Source organism: Paenibacillus sp. GYB004 (assembly GCF_036577605.1).
Lineage (GTDB): Bacteria > Bacillota > Bacilli > Paenibacillales > NBRC-103111 > Paenibacillus_AB > Paenibacillus_AB oceani.
In genome coordinates this window covers 59802-80102 of sequence record NZ_JARBDB010000002.1, presented here as the reverse complement: position 1 = coordinate 80102, position 20301 = coordinate 59802, and the positions used below count along the sequence as shown (strand labels likewise).

The 20301-nt window shown below is 54.8% G+C and carries 18 protein-coding genes; 9 read left to right on the top strand and 9 right to left on the bottom strand.

From position 1 onward, the window contains the following. The first annotated feature begins 63 nt into the window (after positions 1-63). From PV433_RS00455 to PV433_RS00430, 6 genes are all read left to right on the top strand, one after another. Positions 64-1710, top strand: coding sequence for a sensor histidine kinase (locus PV433_RS00455; protein ID WP_332070262.1), 1647 nt, complete (start codon positions 64-66; stop codon positions 1708-1710). A gap of 116 nt (positions 1711-1826) precedes the next feature. Continuing rightward, positions 1827-3413 carry an extracellular solute-binding protein gene (locus tag PV433_RS00450; RefSeq protein WP_332070261.1) on the top strand — a complete coding sequence of 529 codons (1587 nt, stop codon included), beginning with the start codon at positions 1827-1829 and terminating at the stop codon, positions 3411-3413. Positions 3414-3530: 117 nt separating this feature from the next. After that, a complete protein-coding gene (locus tag PV433_RS00445) occupies positions 3531-4430 on the top strand; it encodes an ABC transporter permease (protein WP_332070260.1) in 900 nt (299 codons plus the stop codon). Between the two features lie 18 nt (positions 4431-4448). Next, positions 4449-5324, top strand: a complete 876-nt coding sequence (locus PV433_RS00440; protein WP_332070259.1) for a carbohydrate ABC transporter permease — start codon at positions 4449-4451, stop codon at positions 5322-5324. A gap of 113 nt (positions 5325-5437) precedes the next feature. After that, a complete protein-coding gene (locus PV433_RS00435) occupies positions 5438-6202 on the top strand; it encodes a response regulator transcription factor (protein ID WP_332070258.1) in 765 nt (254 codons plus the stop codon). Between the two features lie 51 nt (positions 6203-6253). Then, positions 6254-7021 (top strand): HAD family hydrolase, encoded by a 768-nt coding sequence (locus PV433_RS00430; protein WP_332070257.1) that lies wholly within the window; start codon positions 6254-6256, stop codon positions 7019-7021. A gap of 772 nt (positions 7022-7793) precedes the next feature. On the opposite strand, the gene PV433_RS00425 is transcribed toward PV433_RS00430, so the two are convergent. The 3 genes from PV433_RS00425 to PV433_RS00415 all read right to left on the bottom strand — a co-directional run bounded on the left by PV433_RS00425 (position 7794) and on the right by PV433_RS00415 (position 11809). Next, positions 7794-8645: a helix-turn-helix domain-containing protein gene (locus tag PV433_RS00425; protein ID WP_332070256.1), complete on the bottom strand. Its 852-nt coding sequence runs from the start codon at positions 8643-8645 to the stop codon at positions 7794-7796. Between the two features lie 312 nt (positions 8646-8957). After that, positions 8958-9617 carry a response regulator transcription factor gene (locus PV433_RS00420; protein ID WP_332070255.1) on the bottom strand — a complete coding sequence of 220 codons (660 nt, stop codon included), beginning with the start codon at positions 9615-9617 and terminating at the stop codon, positions 8958-8960. Continuing rightward, complete coding sequence (locus PV433_RS00415; RefSeq protein WP_332070254.1) at positions 9614-11809, bottom strand: GAF domain-containing sensor histidine kinase; 2196 nt, start codon at positions 11807-11809, stop codon at positions 9614-9616. Before PV433_RS00415 ends, PV433_RS00420 begins: the two co-directional genes overlap by 4 nt. Before the next feature lie 269 nt (positions 11810-12078). On the opposite strand from PV433_RS00415, the gene PV433_RS00410 reads away from it, so the two are divergent. Continuing rightward, the gene (locus PV433_RS00410; RefSeq protein ID WP_332070253.1) at positions 12079-12654 is read left to right on the top strand and encodes a hypothetical protein; all 576 of its coding nucleotides are present in this window, start codon (positions 12079-12081) and stop codon (positions 12652-12654) included. Positions 12655-12876: 222 nt separating this feature from the next. Here the strand turns inward: PV433_RS00410 and PV433_RS00405 are convergent, their stop codons facing one another. The 3 genes from PV433_RS00405 to fdhD all read right to left on the bottom strand — a co-directional run bounded on the left by PV433_RS00405 (position 12877) and on the right by fdhD (position 16083). Continuing rightward, the gene (locus PV433_RS00405; protein ID WP_332070252.1) at positions 12877-14130 is read right to left on the bottom strand and encodes an MFS transporter; all 1254 of its coding nucleotides are present in this window, start codon (positions 14128-14130) and stop codon (positions 12877-12879) included. Positions 14131-14238: 108 nt separating this feature from the next. After that, positions 14239-15249: a GTP 3',8-cyclase MoaA gene (gene moaA, locus PV433_RS00400; protein WP_332070251.1), complete on the bottom strand. Its 1011-nt coding sequence runs from the start codon at positions 15247-15249 to the stop codon at positions 14239-14241. A gap of 15 nt (positions 15250-15264) precedes the next feature. Then, entirely contained in the window at positions 15265-16083 is an 819-nt protein-coding gene (gene fdhD, locus PV433_RS00395; protein WP_332070250.1) for a formate dehydrogenase accessory sulfurtransferase FdhD, read from the bottom strand. Positions 16084-16494: 411 nt separating this feature from the next. Here fdhD and PV433_RS00390 point away from each other — a divergent pair, with 411 nt between their 5' ends. Beyond that, positions 16495-17742 (top strand): molybdopterin molybdotransferase MoeA, encoded by a 1248-nt coding sequence (locus PV433_RS00390; protein ID WP_332070249.1) that lies wholly within the window; start codon positions 16495-16497, stop codon positions 17740-17742. Between the two features lie 167 nt (positions 17743-17909). Here the strand turns inward: PV433_RS00390 and PV433_RS00385 are convergent, their stop codons facing one another. The 3 genes from PV433_RS00385 to PV433_RS00375 all read right to left on the bottom strand — a co-directional run bounded on the left by PV433_RS00385 (position 17910) and on the right by PV433_RS00375 (position 19742). Continuing rightward, a complete protein-coding gene (locus PV433_RS00385) occupies positions 17910-18329 on the bottom strand; it encodes a DoxX family protein (RefSeq protein ID WP_332070248.1) in 420 nt (139 codons plus the stop codon). Positions 18330-18404: 75 nt separating this feature from the next. Further along, positions 18405-19061 carry a nitroreductase family protein gene (locus tag PV433_RS00380; protein ID WP_332070247.1) on the bottom strand — a complete coding sequence of 219 codons (657 nt, stop codon included), beginning with the start codon at positions 19059-19061 and terminating at the stop codon, positions 18405-18407. Positions 19062-19097: 36 nt separating this feature from the next. Further along, positions 19098-19742, bottom strand: coding sequence for an NAD(P)-dependent oxidoreductase (locus PV433_RS00375; protein ID WP_332070246.1), 645 nt, complete (start codon positions 19740-19742; stop codon positions 19098-19100). A gap of 169 nt (positions 19743-19911) precedes the next feature. Between PV433_RS00375 and PV433_RS00370 the strand changes: the two genes are divergently transcribed. Then, positions 19912-20247, top strand: a complete 336-nt coding sequence (locus PV433_RS00370; RefSeq protein WP_190928920.1) for a winged helix-turn-helix transcriptional regulator — start codon at positions 19912-19914, stop codon at positions 20245-20247. Positions 20248-20301: the final 54 nt, after the last annotated feature.

Here is a 20301-nt window from a genome sequence, read left to right as displayed (position 1 = left end):
GCACAAGGCATCTATTGTATGATGAAGCCCAGTCCACAACGCGTATCAAGGAGAAGGGGAAACATGAAGTTCAGACGAAGAGAGCTGTCCATCAAGCAAAAGTTAATCTTGTTTTTCCTCGTATTTTTTTGCACGCCGTTTCTAATCATCAGTTGGATCTGGTATGCCAAATCGACCGAAACGATCGAGAGCAACGCGATTTATTATAATCAGGCGTATATCGGGCAGTTGAACGGCCGGTTTGACGAGTATTTCGAGCGGATGAAGGTGGAGACGCAGACGTTGCCGGGGTATCCGCTTATCCAGGAATTCGTCACGATCGATCCTGACAACTCCTACGAGCTGTTTCAGCTCAAGGAACGGATCAGCCGCGACTTATACCCGAGCATTGCATACCGGAACAAAGAGCTTGTCGGTTTTTTCATGTACTCGGTGAAAGGTGCGATGCTGGGGGATGCTTCCGTCGGCGAATGGAGCCAGCCGTTTCGCGATTCGGACGATCACGAAGAAGGATTCAAGGTCGTCGGCATCCAGCAGGTTCGCGGTGTCCCGGTCGTGCTGCTCAATCGCAATATTTACGATACGGTCACGTACAAGTTCGCGGGTTCGATCGTATTCGCTTTCTCGCTGGAGCACATCTTGAACCTGAACGATTCCACCGCCTTCGGCAAACCGAGAAATATCGCGATCGCAGACGAGACGTTCCGCTTCCTCTACCATCCCGCCGCCGGCAAATGGGGGGCGCTCGTTCCGGAAGCGTGGACCAGCAGCATGACCGGGCAAAGCGGTTATTTCGTCGACCGGACGGCACAAGGAAAACAAATCGTCGTGTACAGCGAGTCGGAGTTTACCCGGCTGACGATGATTTCCGAAGTGCCGCTGGACGAGCTCGTCGGAAATTTCTCGCAGCTGCGCACGGCGACGATCGTCATCGGGGTGGTGGTTCTGCTGCTGGCGTCGCTGACGTTTAACAAAATGCTGCTGGAGATCAAGCGGCTGGTCGAAGTGATCCATACGTCCCGCTTGAAGCATAAAGAGATGGAGCTGAGGCAGAGAGAAGCGATGTTCCAGGCGCTGCAATCGCAGATCAACCCGCATTTTCTGTACAACAGTCTGGAAATTATTAATTCCTACGCGATTTTGGCCAAAGCGAAGCCGATCAGCCAGATGACGGTGCAGCTTGCGAACATGTTCCGCTACAGCGTGAGCGACCCGCAAAGCGTCGTTCCGCTGCGCGACGAGATCGGGCACATCCGCAACTATTTGCGAATTTTGGAGGAACGATACGAAAACTTGCGGGTAGAAATTCGGCTGGACGAGGCCGACCTCGATCAGGTTGCGCTGTATCGTCTGACGCTGCAGCCGATTATCGAGAACGCCATCTACCACGCTTACGAGAAAAACGGTCTCCACCCCGGTTCGCTATCGGTCGCCGGAGTGCGCCGGGAATCGCTTTTCTCGCTTCAGGTAGAGGACCGCGGCATCGGAATGGACCCGCAGCTGATGGCGAGGTACAACGACGCGTTCGAAGCGATTACCGAGCAGGAAGTGCCCGTATCGGCCCGGCCTTTTCCGGGCATCGGGCTATGGAACGTTCACAGCCGTCTCCGGCTCGCGTTCGGCTCTCCTTACGGGCTGCATATTGTCCGTTCCGGGCGGGAGGGGACGTTGCTGGAAATCCGGCTGCCTTATCCGGTTCAATCCAAATAAGTGAAAAACTCATAATTTCGTAGATTAAACCATGGGGAAACCGGACTCCCGTTGCTATAATCAGGGCTGGGCAACAAATTGGGTCTATTCATCCTAGGGGAGGTACGGCAAACAGAATGAACAAAAAAACAGTATGGCTCGCGTCGGCATGTCTCGTGCTGGCGTCGGCATCGCTTACGGCGTGCGGGGATTCCAAGCCGGAATCGGGCGGAGATAGCGGGGACGGTAAGCAGGCCATCAGCAAAACGATTCGCGTGCTGACGACAGACGGCGGCAACGTATTCGCCACTCAAGCTCCGGCGGCGGAGAAAGAGAAATATTACAAAGAGCTGAACCGCTTATCCGGCTTCGATATCCGTCACGAGCTGTTGACCTGGGGAGGCGGCGCCGACTATAACCAGCAGCTGTCCCTCCGCTTTGCGACCGGAGAAATGTCGGACCTGATGATGACGAGCAGCATTTATTCGAACGTCCACGCAGGCGCCGTTGACCAGAACGTATTTCTTCCGCTCGACGATCTCATCGCCAAACACGGCAAAAACTTGAAGAGCAGCATTCCCGAAGTGGCATGGAACAGCCCGAGAGTGAAGAAAAACGGCGTTACTTACGGCATCCCGATCGTATCCGCGGCGCCGGCTTCACGCGTAATCTTCATTCGTCAGGATTGGCTCAAAAAACTGAACATGGAAACGCCGAAAACGCTGGACGATTTCCTGAAATTCGCCGAAGGCGTCAAGAAAAACGATATGAACGGAGACGGCAACCCGGACAACGAATATGCACTGGCGCTCACCGACAATCTGGGCTGGAACGACGTCTTCACCGGCTCGTTCGGAGTAAGGCCGGACGCTTGGCAGATGCGCAACGGGCGGCTGGAACCGGACTTCATTCAGCCGGAGATGAAGGAAGCGATCGCTTTTTATAAGAAGCTGTATGACAACGGTTACATCCATAAAGATTTCGTAACGAAAAAGCAGTCCGACCGGATGACCGACATTTATAAAGGGTACTACGGGGCTTATGGCGCGGCGGCGAACCAGTACCGGTCGTTTACGGACAAGGCCAAATACGTCAACCAGCCGGATGCCGAGACGACGATGATTGCTCCGCCTAAAGGACCGCGCGGCGAAGCTTATTTCGAGCCTCAGTCCGAGCAGATCGACTTCGTATGGGTTATCCCGTCCAAGACGAAAGATCCCGAAGCCGTGATCCAATATTTGGACTGGGCATGGGGCAGCGACGAAGGCAAGAAGTTTTTCGCGTTCGGCATCAAGGATCACAACTACAAAGAAGAGGGCGGCAAAGTCGTCTTCGACGCGGACAATCCGGTCAACACCGAAAACGGCGCGAGCGGATTTTTCCAGAAAACGATCAATCCGAAAGGCTCCGGTTCCAATACCGGTCTGCTGATGGAGCTGGTGCCGGAGGCGGAGATTATGAAAAACGGCTACAAAGCCGCCGAATCCGCCGTCTACAAGCATGCGTCGATGGGAATGCCGCAGCTCGAGTCGCTCACCGGACGTCCGGAGCTGGAAGTGAATCTGGGCGCAAACACGCTGTTCTACGATGCGTTCGTGAAGCTGGTCGTAGGGAAAGAAGAGCTGGATGCCGGCTTCGACAAGTTCGTGAAGGAATGGAAAAGCCGCGGCGGCGAAGCCGTCATCAAGGAAGCGACCGACTGGTACAATTCCAAAGGGAAATAAAAGGAAGCGGCAGGAGGCTCCAACGCAGTTGCGGTTCTGGAGGGGCCTCCCTTCTTTTACCCATTATCCCGCATACGAGATGAATTTGCATACGATCTAAAGGAAGGAGACTCGCTTTTGCTCCGCAAACTGAAAGGTTCCGACTCTGTCGTTTTGTTTCTGATCGCCCTGCCCGCCCTGCTTCACTTTCTTATTTTCAAATACATCCCGCTGGCCGGAAACATTATTGCGTTTCAGGATTACAATTTGTTCCAGGGCGTATTTCACAGCAAATGGGTAGGTATCAAGCACTTCATATTCATGTTCCAGTACCCGGAGTTTCTGATGGTGCTGAAAAATACGCTGAAATTCGGATTGTATTCCCTCCTGTTCGGTTTCCCGGCTCCGCTTCTTCTGGCGCTGTTCCTGAATGAAATCCGGTTAACCTGGTTTAAGCGGTCGATGCAGACGCTGCTATATCTGCCGCATTTCTTGTCGTGGATTATCGTCGGGGGCATCTTCGTCGAGCTGCTGGCCGCCGAAGGCATGATGAACCGTCTGCTCGCCGGCTTTGGAATCGGGCCGTTGTCGTTTCTGACCGAGCCGCAATACTTTTACGGCGTCGTGATCAGCGCCGGGATCTGGAAGGAAGTCGGCTGGTCGATGATTATTTATTTGGCCGCCATCGCAGGCATTAACCCGAACTTGTATGAAGCGGCGGTCGTAGACGGGGCGGGGCGCTGGCGCAAAATGTGGAGCATCACGCTGCCGTCGCTTATGCCGACGATAATCGTGCTGTTTCTGCTGCGGATCGGCAACTTGCTGGACGCCAATGTCGAGCAGGTGCTGTTCTTTCTGAACCCGCTGGTCCGGGAAGTCGGAGAGGTATTCGATACGTACGTATACCGCGTCGGTTTGACAGGCGGCCAATACAGTTATACGACGGCGATCGGTATGTTCAAGGCGGTAATCGGCGTTTTGCTCGTCGTCACTTTGAATAAAGTAAGTCAGAAGACGACTGGAGAAAGCATTTATTAATAGCCGGAGGATAACAGCATGAGAAGCAGGCGTTCGGAATCAATATTCCAGTTTTTTAACTCGGCGGTCATTCTGATCATCAGTCTGACGATGATCGCGCCGATGGTTCACCTGGTTGCGGTCTCCTTGAGCGATCCCGTTTATGCGGGAGCGAAGCTCGTCTATCTGTGGCCGAAAGGTTTTTTTCTGGACGTGTACCAGACTTTATTCCGGATGAACGATATGTGGCGGGCGATGGGCGTAAGCATCTACATTACGGTTGCAGGTACGGTGCTTTGTCTCGCGCTTACCGCTTCGCTGGCCTATACGCTATCGAGACCGCAAATGCCGGGGCGGACGTTGATTATGAGGCTCGTTTTGTTTTCCTTCATCTTCCCGATTCCGCTGATCCCGACCTTTCTTGTCATTAAAGGGATGGGCATGATGAACACGCTCTGGTCGCTTATTATTCCGGGGGCGCTGGGCGCTTATTACGTTTTTATAATGAAGACTTTTTTCCAGGGCGTGTCCAAGGAATTGATCGAGGCGGCCAAAATCGACGGCTGCGGCGAATTCAGCGTCTTTATCCGCATCGTTTTGCCCATCTCCAAGGCGGTACTCGCTACGATCGCGCTGTTCCATGCCGTATCGCAGTGGAATGCGTATTTCGGCGCGCTGATGTACATCCGGTCGGATGCGCTGTTCCCGCTCCAGCTCAAGCTGAGGAAGCTCGTTCAGAGCAGCTCGGTCGACTCCGGGCTGGACAACAGCATGTTTGACGCAAGCGTTATACAGACGCCGGAGATGATGAAGGCGGGGGCGATCATCTTTTCGACCTTGCCGATTTTAATCGTATATCCGTTTTTGCAAAAGTATTTTGTGAAGGGCGCTATGCTGGGCTCTTTAAAGGAGTAGCAATTTTTACAAGCAGGCGATACATGCCTCTTCATTGAAACCGGACCCGATCAGACGTTATTCTAGTAGAATGACAGCACGTATAAGACAAACGTACGGCAGGAGTTGATCCGGTGCTTAAAGTAATGCTCGTCGACGATGAGCGTGTGGCCAAGCGCAGCATGCGCGCGCTCATTGAGACAGAACTATCGGGCTTCTGCATCGCAGCGGAAGCAAGCGACGGGGAAAGCGCGCTCCAGGCCGCAGAGCTTCACCGGCCGGATATCGTCATTACGGACATCCGGATGCCCGGTATGGACGGCCTCGCCCTCATCCGGGAGCTTGGCGAGCGGAAGCATACAGCGGAGTTTATTATCGTCTCCGGGTATGGGGATTTCAGCTACGCGCAGAAGGCGCTTCGCTTCGGAGTGACGGATTATTTGCTGAAGCCGATTGATTCCGATTATTTCCTATCCGTGATGCACACTGTACGGGATCGTCTGATGCGGCGGACGGCCGCGAATTTCGACTATGCGGCGGATGAGGACGGAGCCGCAGGACAGCCGAAGCATCCGATGATGAAAGAAGCGCTGGCTTTGATCGCGCAGCGTTATGCCGATCCCGAGTTTTCACTGAAACAGGTGTCCGATCATTTCGGCATTTCCCCGAACTATTTCAGCACGTTGTTCAAGCGGTCGATGGGCGTGTCGTTTATTCAATATTTGGTGCAGGTTCGCGTTAAGGAAGCGAAGCGGTACTTGCAGAAACCTTTCATTAAAGTGTATGAAATCGGACATTTCGTCGGGTTCGAGGACTATACCCACTTCTCCAAAACGTTCAAAAAGCTGAACGGCTGTTCGCCGACGGAATACCGGAAAACCATCGAGAGCGGTGAGTGAGAAGAACCCTCGGACGGGCGGATACTGTCCGGCAGAGAGGAGCCGGAGGTTGTGAGATACAAGCTGGTTGCTTTGGATATGGACGGGACGTTACTGAACGACGAGAAACGGATATCCCGAGAAAATGCGGAAGCGATCGCGAAGGCTGCGGCCAGCGGAATCACCGTGATGATGTCGACAGGCCGGGGCATTCAAAACATTCGCGCGTATACGGACGAAATGGGTTTGACGTCTCCGATCGTCGCCGTCAACGGTGCGGAAGTGTGGCGGTCGCCGGACGAGCTGCATGCGCGTTATCCGCTTGCGCCGGATACGGTCCGGCGGCTCATCCGGGCTGGCCGTGACAAGGACGTATGGTACTGGGCTTATACGACTAACGGGCTTATGACGCGGAGCAGCTGGGCCGAGCCGGAATGGGACGAGTGCGTATGGCTGAAGGTCGGTTATGCCAGCGAAAATCCGGCCAAGCTTCGGGAGCTTCGCCAGTGGCTCGCGTTGGATGGGGAGATCGAGGTGACAAGCTCGAACGAGACGAATCTGGAGCTGAGTCCGGCCGGCATCACGAAAGCGAGCGGTCTCGAGCAGGTGTGCCGGCTGCTCGGCATCGGTCTGGAGCAGACCGTCGCCGTAGGAGACGGCGGCAACGATCTGTCGATGATCCGTGCGGCCGGACTCGGCGTCGCGATGGGCAACGCGCAGGAGGAAGTGAAACGGACGGCGCTCCGGGTTACCGGGACGAACGAGGAGCACGGCGTCGCACAGCTATTGCAATACGTGATGGAGTGCAATGCCGGAGCTGTCTCCGTATCAGATAATTGAACATGCAGCCGTCGGACCCGGGGAAGACGCATTTATGGCCGCTTTCATCGCAGCGGTCATGAATGCGTCTTCTTTAGGATCAGGATGCGATGCGGCGAGGTACGGCAGTGGATGGAACGCAGATTGAAGTGGTGGAGCGTCCCCGATCCCAAACTTGGGTGACGTTTTTCGATCGCGATAGGGGCCGGAATCGAGGCTGTCGATTCAATGTGGACAACCAAGTGGAAAGGGAAAAGATTACCTTCTGGCGAGTTTTGTCTGGAATCCCCTACCTTACAATCCTTATTCAATCAAGGGATTCCGGACAACCTGTTTGAGCAGAAGAAGGTCATTTTTCACTTGGAACGGCCTGCTGACACTTCTACACAATGAATCGACAGCCTCGGAATCGATGGTTATCCTCAGGCGTAGCGGAAGAACGGCTTCCGTTATTCCCGCCAGGTGCGTAATTTTCACGTGATAGCGGAAGGATGGTTTCCGTTATTTCGAATTTATAGGGGGATACAGCTATTATCAATGAAAATAACGGAACCAATGGTTCCGTTATACTTCGATTTCCCGCTGCGATCAACGTATAACGGAAGTAAAACTTCCGGAAGGAGCTTCACAGGCTGCATGTCAGTATAAAGCACCTCAGAAACGTACAGTTTGAGCAAAGACGAAGGAGTCCAAGAAGCGCTCTTGACAGACTTCGTTCATATCAGGAAGTTAAGTTCGCTGTTGCCCGGCTGTTCCCGCCGCTGAAATTCTCGAGTATCCCCTGTCTGCCCCATCAGCTCCCGAACTTTTTGCGGAAATCTTTCGGGCTCATCCCCATGGCCGCCTTGAATACCCGCCCGAAATGCGACAAGCTTTCGAAGCCGACGCAGTCCGCGATTTGCGTTACGTTTTTGTCCCCTGCGACGAGCAGCTTCTGGGCTTCCTTCAGACGGACAAGGTTGACATATTCGACGAACGAAAAGCCGGTCACTTTGTTGAAGATACGGCTCAAATAATGCGGATTAATATGGAACAGCTCCGACAGCAGTGTAAGCGAGAGCGGCTCGGCGTAGTGCTCGTTAATGTAGGCGGCGACGCCCGACACCCGCTCGAACATCGGGTTGTCCGGCTCGGCCCGAAGGGGAGAGCCGGTCTGCTCACGGATGCACCGGCCGGCGAACAGCAGCAGTTCGGTCAGCGCAATTTTGACGTAAAGCGGACTTTCCGGCGTTGGCGACTTGCTTTCCTCCAGCAGCTTGTCGATCAGCCCCTCGACTACGGCCTGCTGCTTGATGTTCAGCCGCAGCACCGGCGTCTCGAAGATCGGCTTCGGGTCCCAGCCGGAGCTGCCCGCGATCGGGTCGATCAGGCCGTCGTGATATTGGATCAGCACACGCTCATGCTCTTTCGTAATCGTTTGCGTTTTGTGCAGCACGTACTTGTCGATCAGCACCAGATCGCCGGGCAAGATCCGGTATGTGCGGTCTTTGATGAAATAATAACGTTCTCCGGAAAGCATATAATATATTTCGTAAGCATCGTGATAGTGATTCGCCGGCATATTAAACGGGGTGGTCCGGTGCACTTTGTGAATATAAAACGGTTTGGGAACCAGATTCAGCCGTTCTCCGTACGTCTCGCTCATCGCTCCGCCTCCCTGCTTCCGGTCCTCACAAAAGCTGCCACTACGCTCCGCTCCTCATTTCCTAGCTTCATCCCATCTTCTCGGTGCTGAAAACTGGACTTTTTGAACTCGCACTCTAAGGACAATATATATCGATTCTGTGCGATAAATTAGTGAATCTTCACTGTTATTATACGTATTTTTACTAATCATCATAACAGAGAGCATGAGGCTTGACCAGATCGAACGGCAAATGAATAGAGGTGCCCTCCGCGCGGGAAGTGCCCGGTGCCTGGCTTGCCGACGGGTTTGCACGCCTAGGTTGACGACCCGCTACATGTCCGGCAGCTCGGCTCCCTCCCTGACCTGCAGCAGCAGACGGCGGGCTTCATGGCGGTCCATCACCTGCAATTTGTTCAGCAGCGTGGAGACGTTATTCGCGACCGTTTTGGCGCTAATCGCAAGCTTGGCGCTGATTTGGGCGTTCGTGTACCCCTCGGCTATATGCTCCAATATGTCCATTTCCCGTTTGGTCAGCTCGGACAGAGCGGGATGTACGGACGGCTCCTTCGATTGCGAGGCGGAAAAGTAATGAATCATCCGCCCGGCGATATCCGAGCCGAACACCGCTCCGCCGCTGCCGACGATCCGGATCGACTGGAGCAGTTCGATCTCGTCCGCATCTTTCAGCACATATCCTTTGGCCCCGGCGCGCATAGCGGTAAAGACCGACTGGTCGTCGCGGAACATCGTCAGAATCAGCACCTCCGAACGCGGGTGTTTTTCTTTGATCAGCCGGGTCGCCTCGATTCCGTTTATCCCCGGCATCCGGATATCCATAAGAATCAGATCCGGGTCCAGCTTGGCTGTAAGCTCCAGCGCTTCGTCGCCGGTCGAAGCTTCTCCCGCCACAACCAGATCCTCCGTCGTGCGGAGCAGGTTGCGCACCCCGCTGCGAAACAGAGGATGATCGTCCGCTATTATAATATTCATTGAGTTTTCTCCTCTCCCTGCAATGGCAAAACGGCCACAATCCGCGTTCCTCCCGAATCCGGCTGCTCGATCGTACAGCGCCCGCCCAGCTCGGCCGCCCGCTCGCGGATCGACCCGAGACCGATACCGGAACCCGCACCCGCTGCCAACACCGTTCCCGGCTCCGCCAGCGGGGACCGGGCATACATCCCTTTACCGTTATCGGCGATCTCGATCATCAGCTCCCTGGACGGGGAAAGGTCGAGTCTCACCGTACATGACGTCGCCTGCGCATGCTTCAACACATTGGCAAGCGACTCGCTGACAATCCGGTAAGCCGCCACCTCGACGGCTGCAGGCAGAACGGGCAGCGCCGGCGGCGTATAAAGCCGGATGCGGAGAGGCTCATCCTCCGAACGGCCGTCCATCGGCATCGCCGGCTTGGACAGCTCGGCGATTCGTTCCCGGATGGCACCGGCCAGCCCCAGCTCATCCAGCGTGGGCGGACGAAGCTCGTGCACGAGCGTGCGGATCTCCTCCACCGTGGAGCGAATGACCAGGCGCAGCTCGGCCATCATCCGGATCGCGGCCGCCGGTTCCTTCTCGACATAGCTTTGGGCCGCCGCCGCATTCAGAGCGAGCGCCGCGAGCCGCGGAGCGAGATCATCGTGAAGGTTGTTGCGCAGCTGCCGCCGCTCCTCTTCCCGGGCCAATACGAGCTTTTCCCGGGAATCCCGCAAATCCGCGACCAGCAGCTTCATCCCGAGCGTCATTTTTACATTTTCCAGAATCGGCCCGGCCTGGCGTTGCAGCACCTCCAAAAATTTCATATCTTCGGCGCCGAACGTTTCCCCGGGAGAGCGGCTGGCGATATGGAGCGTCCCGAGTTCCTCGCCCCGGTGAATAACCGGAAACGCGTGCAGCTCGTATACCGGCTCGCCTTCCGAGGCGATCATCGTCTCTTGCCCGTCCACGCCGATGGAGATGCCGGTATAAGGTAGGCGCAGCGCGTCTTTGACCGTCCCGACGACGGCCTTCAGCATCGCATCCGGCTCGGCCGGACGCATCAGCCGATTGCCCAGCTCGATCAAGACGGCGTACGGATCGTCGTGCCTGCCTTTCATAAGCCGGTTGATTTGGCGCTGCAGCCACTCCTTCAGCGGCGCGAAGGCGACAGCGACGACGGCGGTGGCAATCAGGGAGACGAGAAAATGGTCTTTCGTCTGAAAAACCCGGCTCAGATAAAATACGGCGGCCGTGTACAGCAGCACAACGCAAACCGTAAGGGCTGCATAGACTAACGTCCGGTTCACCAAAGGATCGATATCCCACAGCTTTTTGCGCAGCACGGCGGTCATCAGCGTAACCGGAATCGCGAGCAGAACCAGATGCAGCACGCCGTTCAGCACCACATAAGTCATCGCGGAACCGTCGTGCATACTGGGATCGAACAAAAGGCTCATCGCAATAAAGCCGACGAAGCCGACAGAGACCCCGTAGACGACCCATTTGGTCTGCTGACGCTCGGCAGGGGTGGATACTCGGCGAAACCGGTATACTTGCGAATAGATCATAGCCGCCGTAAACGATACGAACCACAAAAACTGGATGAATACCGGGACGTTCAGCTTCTCCCACATGTTTCCGTCGAACATCAGGATGACCGCATCCATCAGGACGATCACTACAAAAAAGAACCGGGTCCACCGGGGCACGAAACGCCCGTTCGGAAATAAGAAAATAAATAACGCAAGCGAAATCCAGCCGACCATCGAGACGATCATAAACCACAAATGCGCGGCCGCCGAATCCTCGGAAGCGACGACGAACAAGGAGGGAAACGAGGTGCCGAAGGAAACCATCGCAATGGCGGCTAGCAGGCCGAGCGGTTCCCGCCGGCATTTCCAGAACAAGACGGCAGAGGTTATATAAAAGACGGACGTAAAGCCCACATCGATGAGGACGAACAGCGCCGCATAGGTTTCCAAAGACAAGCCGTTTCCGTCGATCGGCATCGCCGGTACGGACTTGCCGCAGCCTTCCGGGATGCAGCTTGTTACGAGTGCTGTGTAGTAACCGGGGATACTGCTCAAGTAGAGGCCGATCGTAATCAGAGCGAAGGTCAGGACTAGGAGCTGCAGGCCGAGCGATAACCGGTTATGGCGATGGTTCGCATTAGCGGTCCCGGCGGGCGGGTGAACGTCCGGTTTCATGAAGATACCTCTTTCCCGATTATGTGGATTTCGTATATGGACGATTAGGATGGTCTGCGGTGATTGGAGCTTCTGTTTTCATTATAGCCGCCTCCCCCGCTTCCTGAATATGGGTCCGGATCATTTTCCCGTTCCGGACTTGCTTTTTCCCGAAACCGTACACCGTTTTTCCTGTGCTCATCGGGAACCGCTGCTCTGCCCCCGGGGAATTCCCGCACGTTATGATCGGTACCGAAGCGAAACGATCAGATGGGTGGAGGATGAAACGAATGAATTTGGGACAATTGGTGAAAACGCTGGGCTGGATTTGTGTGCTGGCGGGAATCGCGCGGATCGGCATGACCCCGACGGCTATCATTTGGGGGACGGACAGCGTGCAGGAGCTGACTTTCGGCTTGATCGCCTGTATTTTAATGTCGGTAGGCACCATCGTTACTTATATGGTCCAATCGGAGGAGACAGGGGGAATCGGGCTGATTGCGACACTCGGCATCATTATCGGCAATATCGTAACGACGGCGATGGTCTGGACGGTTTTCGTATTCGGCGGCCATGTGGAGATGCCGGACGGTCCGGTCGTCACGATATCCCGTGTGGTGTCGATGGCAGGGTTTCTGGGCGGTACGCTTGTTTTCGCCTATTTGACGTTCCGGGCCCGCGTTTTTCCGCGCTGGGTCGCCGGGCTGCAGCTGGCGATCGTTCTGTCGATGTTCCTTCCTCTGGAAGACAATCAGTGGTTTGCCGCGGTTTGGGGACTGGCCTATGTAGGGATGGGATATTGCATCGTGGCGGATAGGCTGAACAAGAAGACGGCTGGCGTTCATGCAGAAGGGCTGAAGATGTAACGATAATACTTGAGCAAATGGGGGTGCTCCATAGTCATTTTGCGATTTTGTGAGCTCCGCCTGGAACGGGATTTCCTCGAGAAAAAGGACCTCTGCTTCCGCATTACCGCGGAATTTGAGGTCCTTTCGATTGGAAATGGGACGTTCCCTGTCATGAGCACTTTCGGGAGCCCCCCGATTGTCGTGCAGGAGGCGCCACCGATCCGGCATTGCGGGAGACGGTTAAGCCGATCGCGCCACATCCGCAGCGGCGCGGCTCCGGCGCGGCATATGCCAGGCGGCGACGACCGCGAAGACGACGGCGCAGCCGAGATATGCGGGCGTCAAGCCGCCGGCCCAGCCCGCCAAGGCGTACGACAGCGCCGGCCCGATGGCCGAGCCGAGGTCGGTCGCGACCGAGTAGGCCGTCATGACGGCGACGACGGAAGCCGATCGGGCGGCATCGGAGGCGAGCGCGTCCATCAGCGTCGAGACGGCGGTCCCGGCGATCATGACGAGCAGCACGGCAGCGAGCCAGAGCGCGATCGGCAGCGGCCACGGCATAAGCGCGAAGCCGGCGGCCGAAGCGGCGAGTGCGGCGGCGAACAGCGGCAGCCGTCCGCGCGGGCCGTCGGACAGCCGCCCGAACCAGGAAGCGAGCAGCGGCTCGCTCGTCCAGCGAATCGCCTGCAGGACGCCGGCGAGCGCCGTGCCGCCTAGCACGATGCCGAGCAGCGTATGAGTGCCCGGATAGTTGGTATCGATGACGAGGCTGAGCGTGGCGGTTAAGACCGATTGCAGCACCGCCAGGATCAGGCCGGTTGCGACCGCTTTGCGCACGGCGCGGGATTTGTACCATACGGGCTCCGCACCGGCTTCGGGGGCGGGAGAGCCGGTCTTGGAGCGTGACGCCGGAGCGGCGTAACCGCTTTTGGGCATCAGGATCAGGATGGCGGGCAAGCCGGCCAGCGCCAGGGCGCCGAAGGCGACGGAAACTGTCTGAAGCCCGACGATAGGCGCCAGCACGCCGCCGAGCAGCATCCCGAACAGGCTGCCGATCCGGGAGATCCCGTTGTACCGGCCCATCCGGTGACCGCGGTTCGTATGATCGGAATAGGCGATCACGGTCAAATAACCGCCCATCCGCAGCAGCGACCAGGCGATCCCCCAGACGGCCCGCAGCACGAGCCAGGCGGCGAAGCCCTGAAACATCCCGTAGCCGACCGTCGTCAGCGCCCCGAGCAAGACGGCGGCGATCAGACCGGTTCGCAGCGGCATCGTATGGTACAGCCAGCCGATCAGCGGATTCAGCGGCAGCCGGACGAACCGGTTGATCGAGAGCAAAATCCCGACTTGCCATAGGGAGGTCAACCCCGCCTCCTGCCAGTAGATCGGCAATACGACGTAGAGCATCGAGTCGCCGAGCAGGCAGAAGGCGGTGACGATGGAGACGATCGTAATCGGTTTTTGGTTTGCGTTTGCAGCATTGTCGGTCAATCCGTTCACTTCCGTTCCTAGCCGAATCGTTCGATTAGACTATCATAATCGATCGATACGATCTTGCATAGAAGCGGCCTATCGCCGGAATTTGCCGTTGAGTATGGATTACCCCCCGATATGTGACATCTCAATTTTCGGCGAAACGTGCGAATTCGTCATTCGGTCTTCCGAATAGCGGTCTGACCTTGCCTTCCATATATGTTCAATGTACGCGCCGATTTCGCTATCTGTCTGGTCCGATCGAAGCCGCGTACGCAGATCGTGGCCCCGGGAAGCAAATAAGCAAGTATACAGCTTTCCTTCGGCGGAAATTCTGGCGCGTGTGCACGTCGAACAAAACGCGTCGCTGACAGACGAAATGATTCCGATTTCGTCCTCGCTCCCTTTGTAGCGATAACGTGAAGCGACCTCGCCGTTATACAGGGCATCCACAGGTTCCAGCGGCATCCGTTCCTGAAGGATATCGAGGATTTGTTTTTTGGTCACGACATTATCCCATTTCCATCCATTCGAATTGCCGACATCCATAAATTCGATAAACCGCAGAATATGCCCTTTTTCCCGAAAATAAGCGGCCATCGGCAGCAAATCCTGATCGTTGATCCCCTTTTGCACCACCATATTGATTTTCACTTTCATCCCCGCCTGCACCGCCGCTTCAATGCCGTCCAACACAGGCTGAACTCCGCTTCTGCCGCCGTTCATCAAACGGAATCGCTGATCATCGAGCGAATCGAGGCTTACGGTGACCCGCTTTAGCCCCGCATCCCGAAGCGCTTTGGCATATTTGGGGAGCAGGACGCCATTGGTGGTCAGCGCCATATCTTCGACCCCCTCAAGCTGGTTCAACCGATGGAGAAAAGCAGGGAGATCTTTGCGCAGCAGAGGCTCTCCGCCTGTAATACGCAATTTTTTGACGCCTAAGGAAACGAAAATCCGGACCAGGCGGGTCGTCTCCTCGTAGCTCAATATGCGGTCTTTAGGCAAAAATTCGTAATCCGGCCCGAAAATTTCCGCCGGCATGCAATAACGGCAGCGAAAATTGCACCGGTCCGTAACGGATATTCGCAAGTCCCGTAACGGACGATGCCGCAGGTCTAGGAGTTGATCCTCCATGATGTTCACCCCAATCTATGTTGAGTATCGTCCCTTCGAATGCAGCTCCTCAATCCGATGAGGATGGGTATAGACATTTAAGGAATGATTGCGGATAAATCCGACCGTCGTGATCCCCAGCTCATCCGCCAATTGCAGAGCGAGTTCCGTCGGGGCGGATTTGGATAACACGACCTCGCACCCGATTTTTGCGACTTTTAATAAGATTTCGGATGAAATGCGCCCACTGAATACGATCATTTTTCCTTGCAACGGAATACGATGCCTTAAACAATGTCCGTAAATCTTGTCCAGCGCATTATGACGGCCAATATCCATCCTCGATAAAACGAGACCCTGTTTATCGCACAGCGCGGCATTATGGACGCCTCCCGTATTCCGGAACACCTCTGCCGAGCTTTGCAGCAATTCCATGAACCGAAAGCAATCCTCGAATGATAAAGTCACCCGGGTTTCTGTGATAACCTTTGCCGTTTTGGCATCGTTGATAAAATAGAAGCTTTGCCGGCTTTTTCCGCAGCAGGAGGTAATGTATCGTTTCGAGTGGAATAGTTGATACAACTCATTCCTTCTTCGGGTATGGATATGAACGAAACCCGCACTCTCATCAAACGAGATCTCGTCAATGTCATCATAGTGCTGAATGACGCCTTCCGAAGCCAGAAAACCGACGGCCATATCCTCGATGTATTCCGGCGAACAGACCATGGTTGCAAACTCTTCGCCATCGATCCTGATGGTAACAGGGTATTCGGTCACGATCGGGTCCTGCACATGCTCGATGGCTCCGCGATGATAGCGGATGATCTCACGCTTATTCTCGACCGGATTCACATCTGTCACATCCCTTACTGCCGTATTTGGTTGCGGTCCGACGAACACAACGCCTCCGGATCGTACAGCTCAAGAAAAGTTGAGAGGGGATTGCTGCAGCCGCCTGTCGGGTTCTATGTATGAAAAAACCAGCATCAAACAAACTCATCATTCGGGAGAGTCTGTTCATGCTGGTTAACTCCCTACACGATCGTTAGGGAAATCAATCAAACGTAAAGTAAGGGATAAACGTTCCCGTGCTCCAGAAGCAATTCATGCGGAATATTGATTATGCCTTGGTATTTCCTCGCTTCTTTAATTATAATACGTTCCATAAAAATAACAAAGAGTTCTTAGAAGCGAGAAGCGCAGACGCACGTATGCAATCCGGAAATCGAAATTACATAATTCGATCGGGGAAGGGGACTTGCGATGAAGGAGAACCGACAGGCGATCAGTGTTGCGGAAGCCCAGCGGCGCATGGAGCCTCATATTCGTCTACAGCCGTCCGAATGTCTGAAACTTCAATACGCCTACGGTAGAAGATTGGCCGAAGACATTGCCGCCCCCAGTAGTATGCCGCACTTTGTAAAATCCGGAATGGACGGGTTTGCGGTCAAGGCCGGGGATCTTCGCAGCGCCAGCTTCGAGAGCCCTGCCATGTTGGAGGTGATCCAGACGATTCCTTGCGGAACGGTCCCGTCGCTGCCCGTTCATAGCGGACAAGCTTCCCGTATTATGACGGGTGCTCCCTTGCCTGACGGTGCAGATACGGTGGTTATGTTCGAGATGACGGAAGACTGCGAGATCGGCGGCAAGCCGTTCGTAGCCGTCAAGAAGGAAGTGGAGGAAGGGAGAAATGTGTCCTTTGTCGGAGAGGAAATTCAGGAAAACGAGTTTCTGTTCGGCACAGGGCAGCGGATCAATGCCGGGCAAGCTTCGCTTCTCGCCGCTTTCGGTTATGACAAGGTCCGTGTTTTTAAAAAACCTAGGGTTGCGATCTTCTCTACCGGATCGGAACTGCTCGATATACGTTCACCGCTTCAGCCCGGGAAAATACGGGACAGCAATTTCTACATGCTCTCGTCCCTTGTACAGGAAGCCGGCGGGGAAGTTGCCGCCTTCGCGATGCTCCCCGACCATAAAGAACAATCCGAAGAAACGATCTACCGGGCAGCAGATACAGCCGATCTGATTTTGACTACGGGAGGGGTATCGGTAGGCGACTATGACATGATGGCGGAGATTTTCAACAACCTGAAGGGCACGCTGTTATTTAATAAAATCGCGATGCGTCCTGGAAGCGTAACCACTGCGGGAGTGATGCAAAATACGCTGCTGTTCGGCTTATCGGGCAATCCGGGGGCGTGCTTTGTAGGATTTAAGCTGTTTGTTCTTCCCGCTCTATACGGCAAGTTGGGACAACAAGATCCGTATCCCCGAACATTTAGAGCGTATCTGAAAGGGGATTTTACAAAAGGGAATGCTTATACCCGCTATGTCCGCGGAAAAACTTATATCCGGGAGGGCCTGGTGTTCGTGGAGCCTGTAGGGCAAGATCGGTCCGGCGTCTCCGTGTCGATCAAGGATTCGGATTGTCTCATTCTGATCCCTCCGGGCGGACGGGGAAAACGGGACGGTGAACTCGTGGAGGTCATTCCGGTCGATAACATTAACTAAGATAGATTAGGGTTTCCCATCATTCTTGAATGTGATGTTCAAACACAAATATGGATAATGCCGAGCAGAAAAGGACCTCAACCTCCACGTTACAGTGGGATTTGAGGTCCTTTCATTTGGAAACGGGGTCATTCCCGTGTCATGCTTATTCGCTTGGTGAAAACAGGTCAGCTATTCAGCGTCGCGGAACGGGAGCCTGGCAGAGCCCGGTCCAAGGCAAGCAGGCGGCTGCCGCTTAACCCGAGCAGCAAGGCGATCGCCAGCAGAGCCAAGTCCAGCTCGTAGCCCGCCATTTGCCCGTTCCCGAGAAAACCGGCGGCCAGCTTGACTTTGAAAATCGCTCCGGCCATCACAATCGCCAGCAGGATGGACACGATCCGTGTGCCGAAACCAACGATCAATGCGAGGCCGCCAGCCAGCTCGATAATAGCGACGATATAGGCGGCGAATCCCGGAATGCCGATGCTGTCGAACCAGCCGGATATATTCCCGATCCCGTCGCGGAATTTGACGATACCATGTACCAAAAATATGATGCCCAGCACGAGCCGCGTTATTAGCAGCCCGATCTCAACATTGCGATTCATTGAATGAAACCTCTCCCATATTGTTTTAATTTCGGATCTGAAACGGACAGACGGCCAACGGTATGGATGCGTCGATTATTTCAAGTAACGGACCCGTTCCTCCAGCGGTTTAAACTGCTTCTCGCCCGCAGGAGCGGTAGGTTTGCCGAAAGGCATCTGCGCCATCAGCTTCCAGCTGGCCGGGATGTTCCACTCTTGCTTGACCGCTTCGTCGATCAGCGGGTTGTAATGCTGCAGCGAGGCGCCGAAGCCTTCCAGCTCAAGCGATGTCCAGATCACATATTGCAGCATGCCGCTCGACTGCATCGACCAGATCGGGAAGTTGTCGCTGTAGGAAGCAAACTGCTGCTGCAGCGATTCGATAACGGCATGATCCTCAAAAAACAAGACGGTTCCGTAGCCGGATGCAAAAGCGTTCATTTTATCGGCGGTAGGCCCAAATTGGTCTACCGGTACGATTTTCCGCAACGTTTCCGTCGTGATGTCCCACAGCTTCTTATGCTTGTCGCCAAGCAAAACGACGACTCTCGCCGATTGCGAGTTAAAGGAGGAGGGCGTATGTTTCACCGCATGGTTGATTACCTGCTCGATTCGCTCGTCCGATACAACCTGTTCGCTGCTGATCGCGTAGATCGAACGTCTTGCTTCCACGGCCGTATAAAAATCGTTGGCAGCTCCCCGAGCCTGCTCGCCGTCTGTAGTTTTACCAAATATCGTGTCTAAAAACCCCATTTTTCATTTCCCTCCTGATGGTTTTGGCGGTTAATCTTAAGATTCGGATACAACGGTGAAGCGGGTGTTCGGATGTTGCGGATGTTCGATCTCGTCCAATACGGCAATCGCATAGTCGGCGTAGCTTACATAACTGTCGCCTTTGGAATTGAGCAGAAGATGGTCTTTGCCCAGTCGGTACGAGCCGGTTCTTCGGCCCTCCGGCGAGAAAAAGGCGGCCGGACTAAGAAACGTCCAGTTGATGGAATCCGTTAGCTGGAGAAGCTCCAGATTTTTGCCTTGATTGGTCGCGGTAGCGTGGTACTCCTTAGGGAATTGGGGCGTATCCACCAGACGGGTCGTCTTGGCCTCGTCGACGAACAAGCTGCCCGCTCCTCCGACTACGAGCAGTCTCGTGTCCGTGGCTTCCTGAAGCGCCTTGATCAGCACGTTGCCGGCATCCACATGGAGATGCTCCTGACCGATTGGCGCTGCGAAAGCGTTAACGATGACATCAAAACGATTCAAATCGCCGGAAGTTAGATCAAAGACGTTTTTCTCCAGCACCGCTACTTGAGGAATCGTTATGTTGGCGGCATTTCTGACGATAGCCGTCACTTCATGCCCTCTTGCGAGCGCTTCTTGGACGATCAGGCTTCCGGCTTTGCCGCTTGCGCCGATGATACCGATTTTTTTACCCATTTTATATTCCTCCTTTTTCGGAACGATAATTCGAATAGATATCGTTTAATAAGTTAATTACTTTTCGTAACAAAGTGTAAAACAATAAGCTACAAATGTCAAGTTAGTATATTTTACTTTGTAACTAAGTTGATTTTGCGATATACTTGAAACAAGCGAGGTGAAAGCGATGAAACAGTCCTCATTATGTCCATTAGTAGAAAAGGGGATCCAAGTCTTAAGCAAACGGTGGACCGTGCTGATCGTCCATCAGCTGCTTTCGGGTCCTCAGCGGTTTTGCACGATCGAGACGGCGATTCCCATCAGCGGCCGGCTGTTGTCGGAGCGGCTGAAAGATTTGGAGCAGGAAGGAATCGTCCATCGCGAGGTGTACCCGGAGACGCCTGTCCGAATTGTCTATTCGCTGACGGACAAAGGGCTTGCGCTGGCGCCGGTCATCCGGGAGATGGAGAATTGGTCACGCGAATGGGTGAAGATCGATCCGGATGAACATGAAACCTTATAAAAGGTAGTTCAAAAAGTCCGCTTTTGATCACGGAGCAGATCAGGAAGCCTGCTC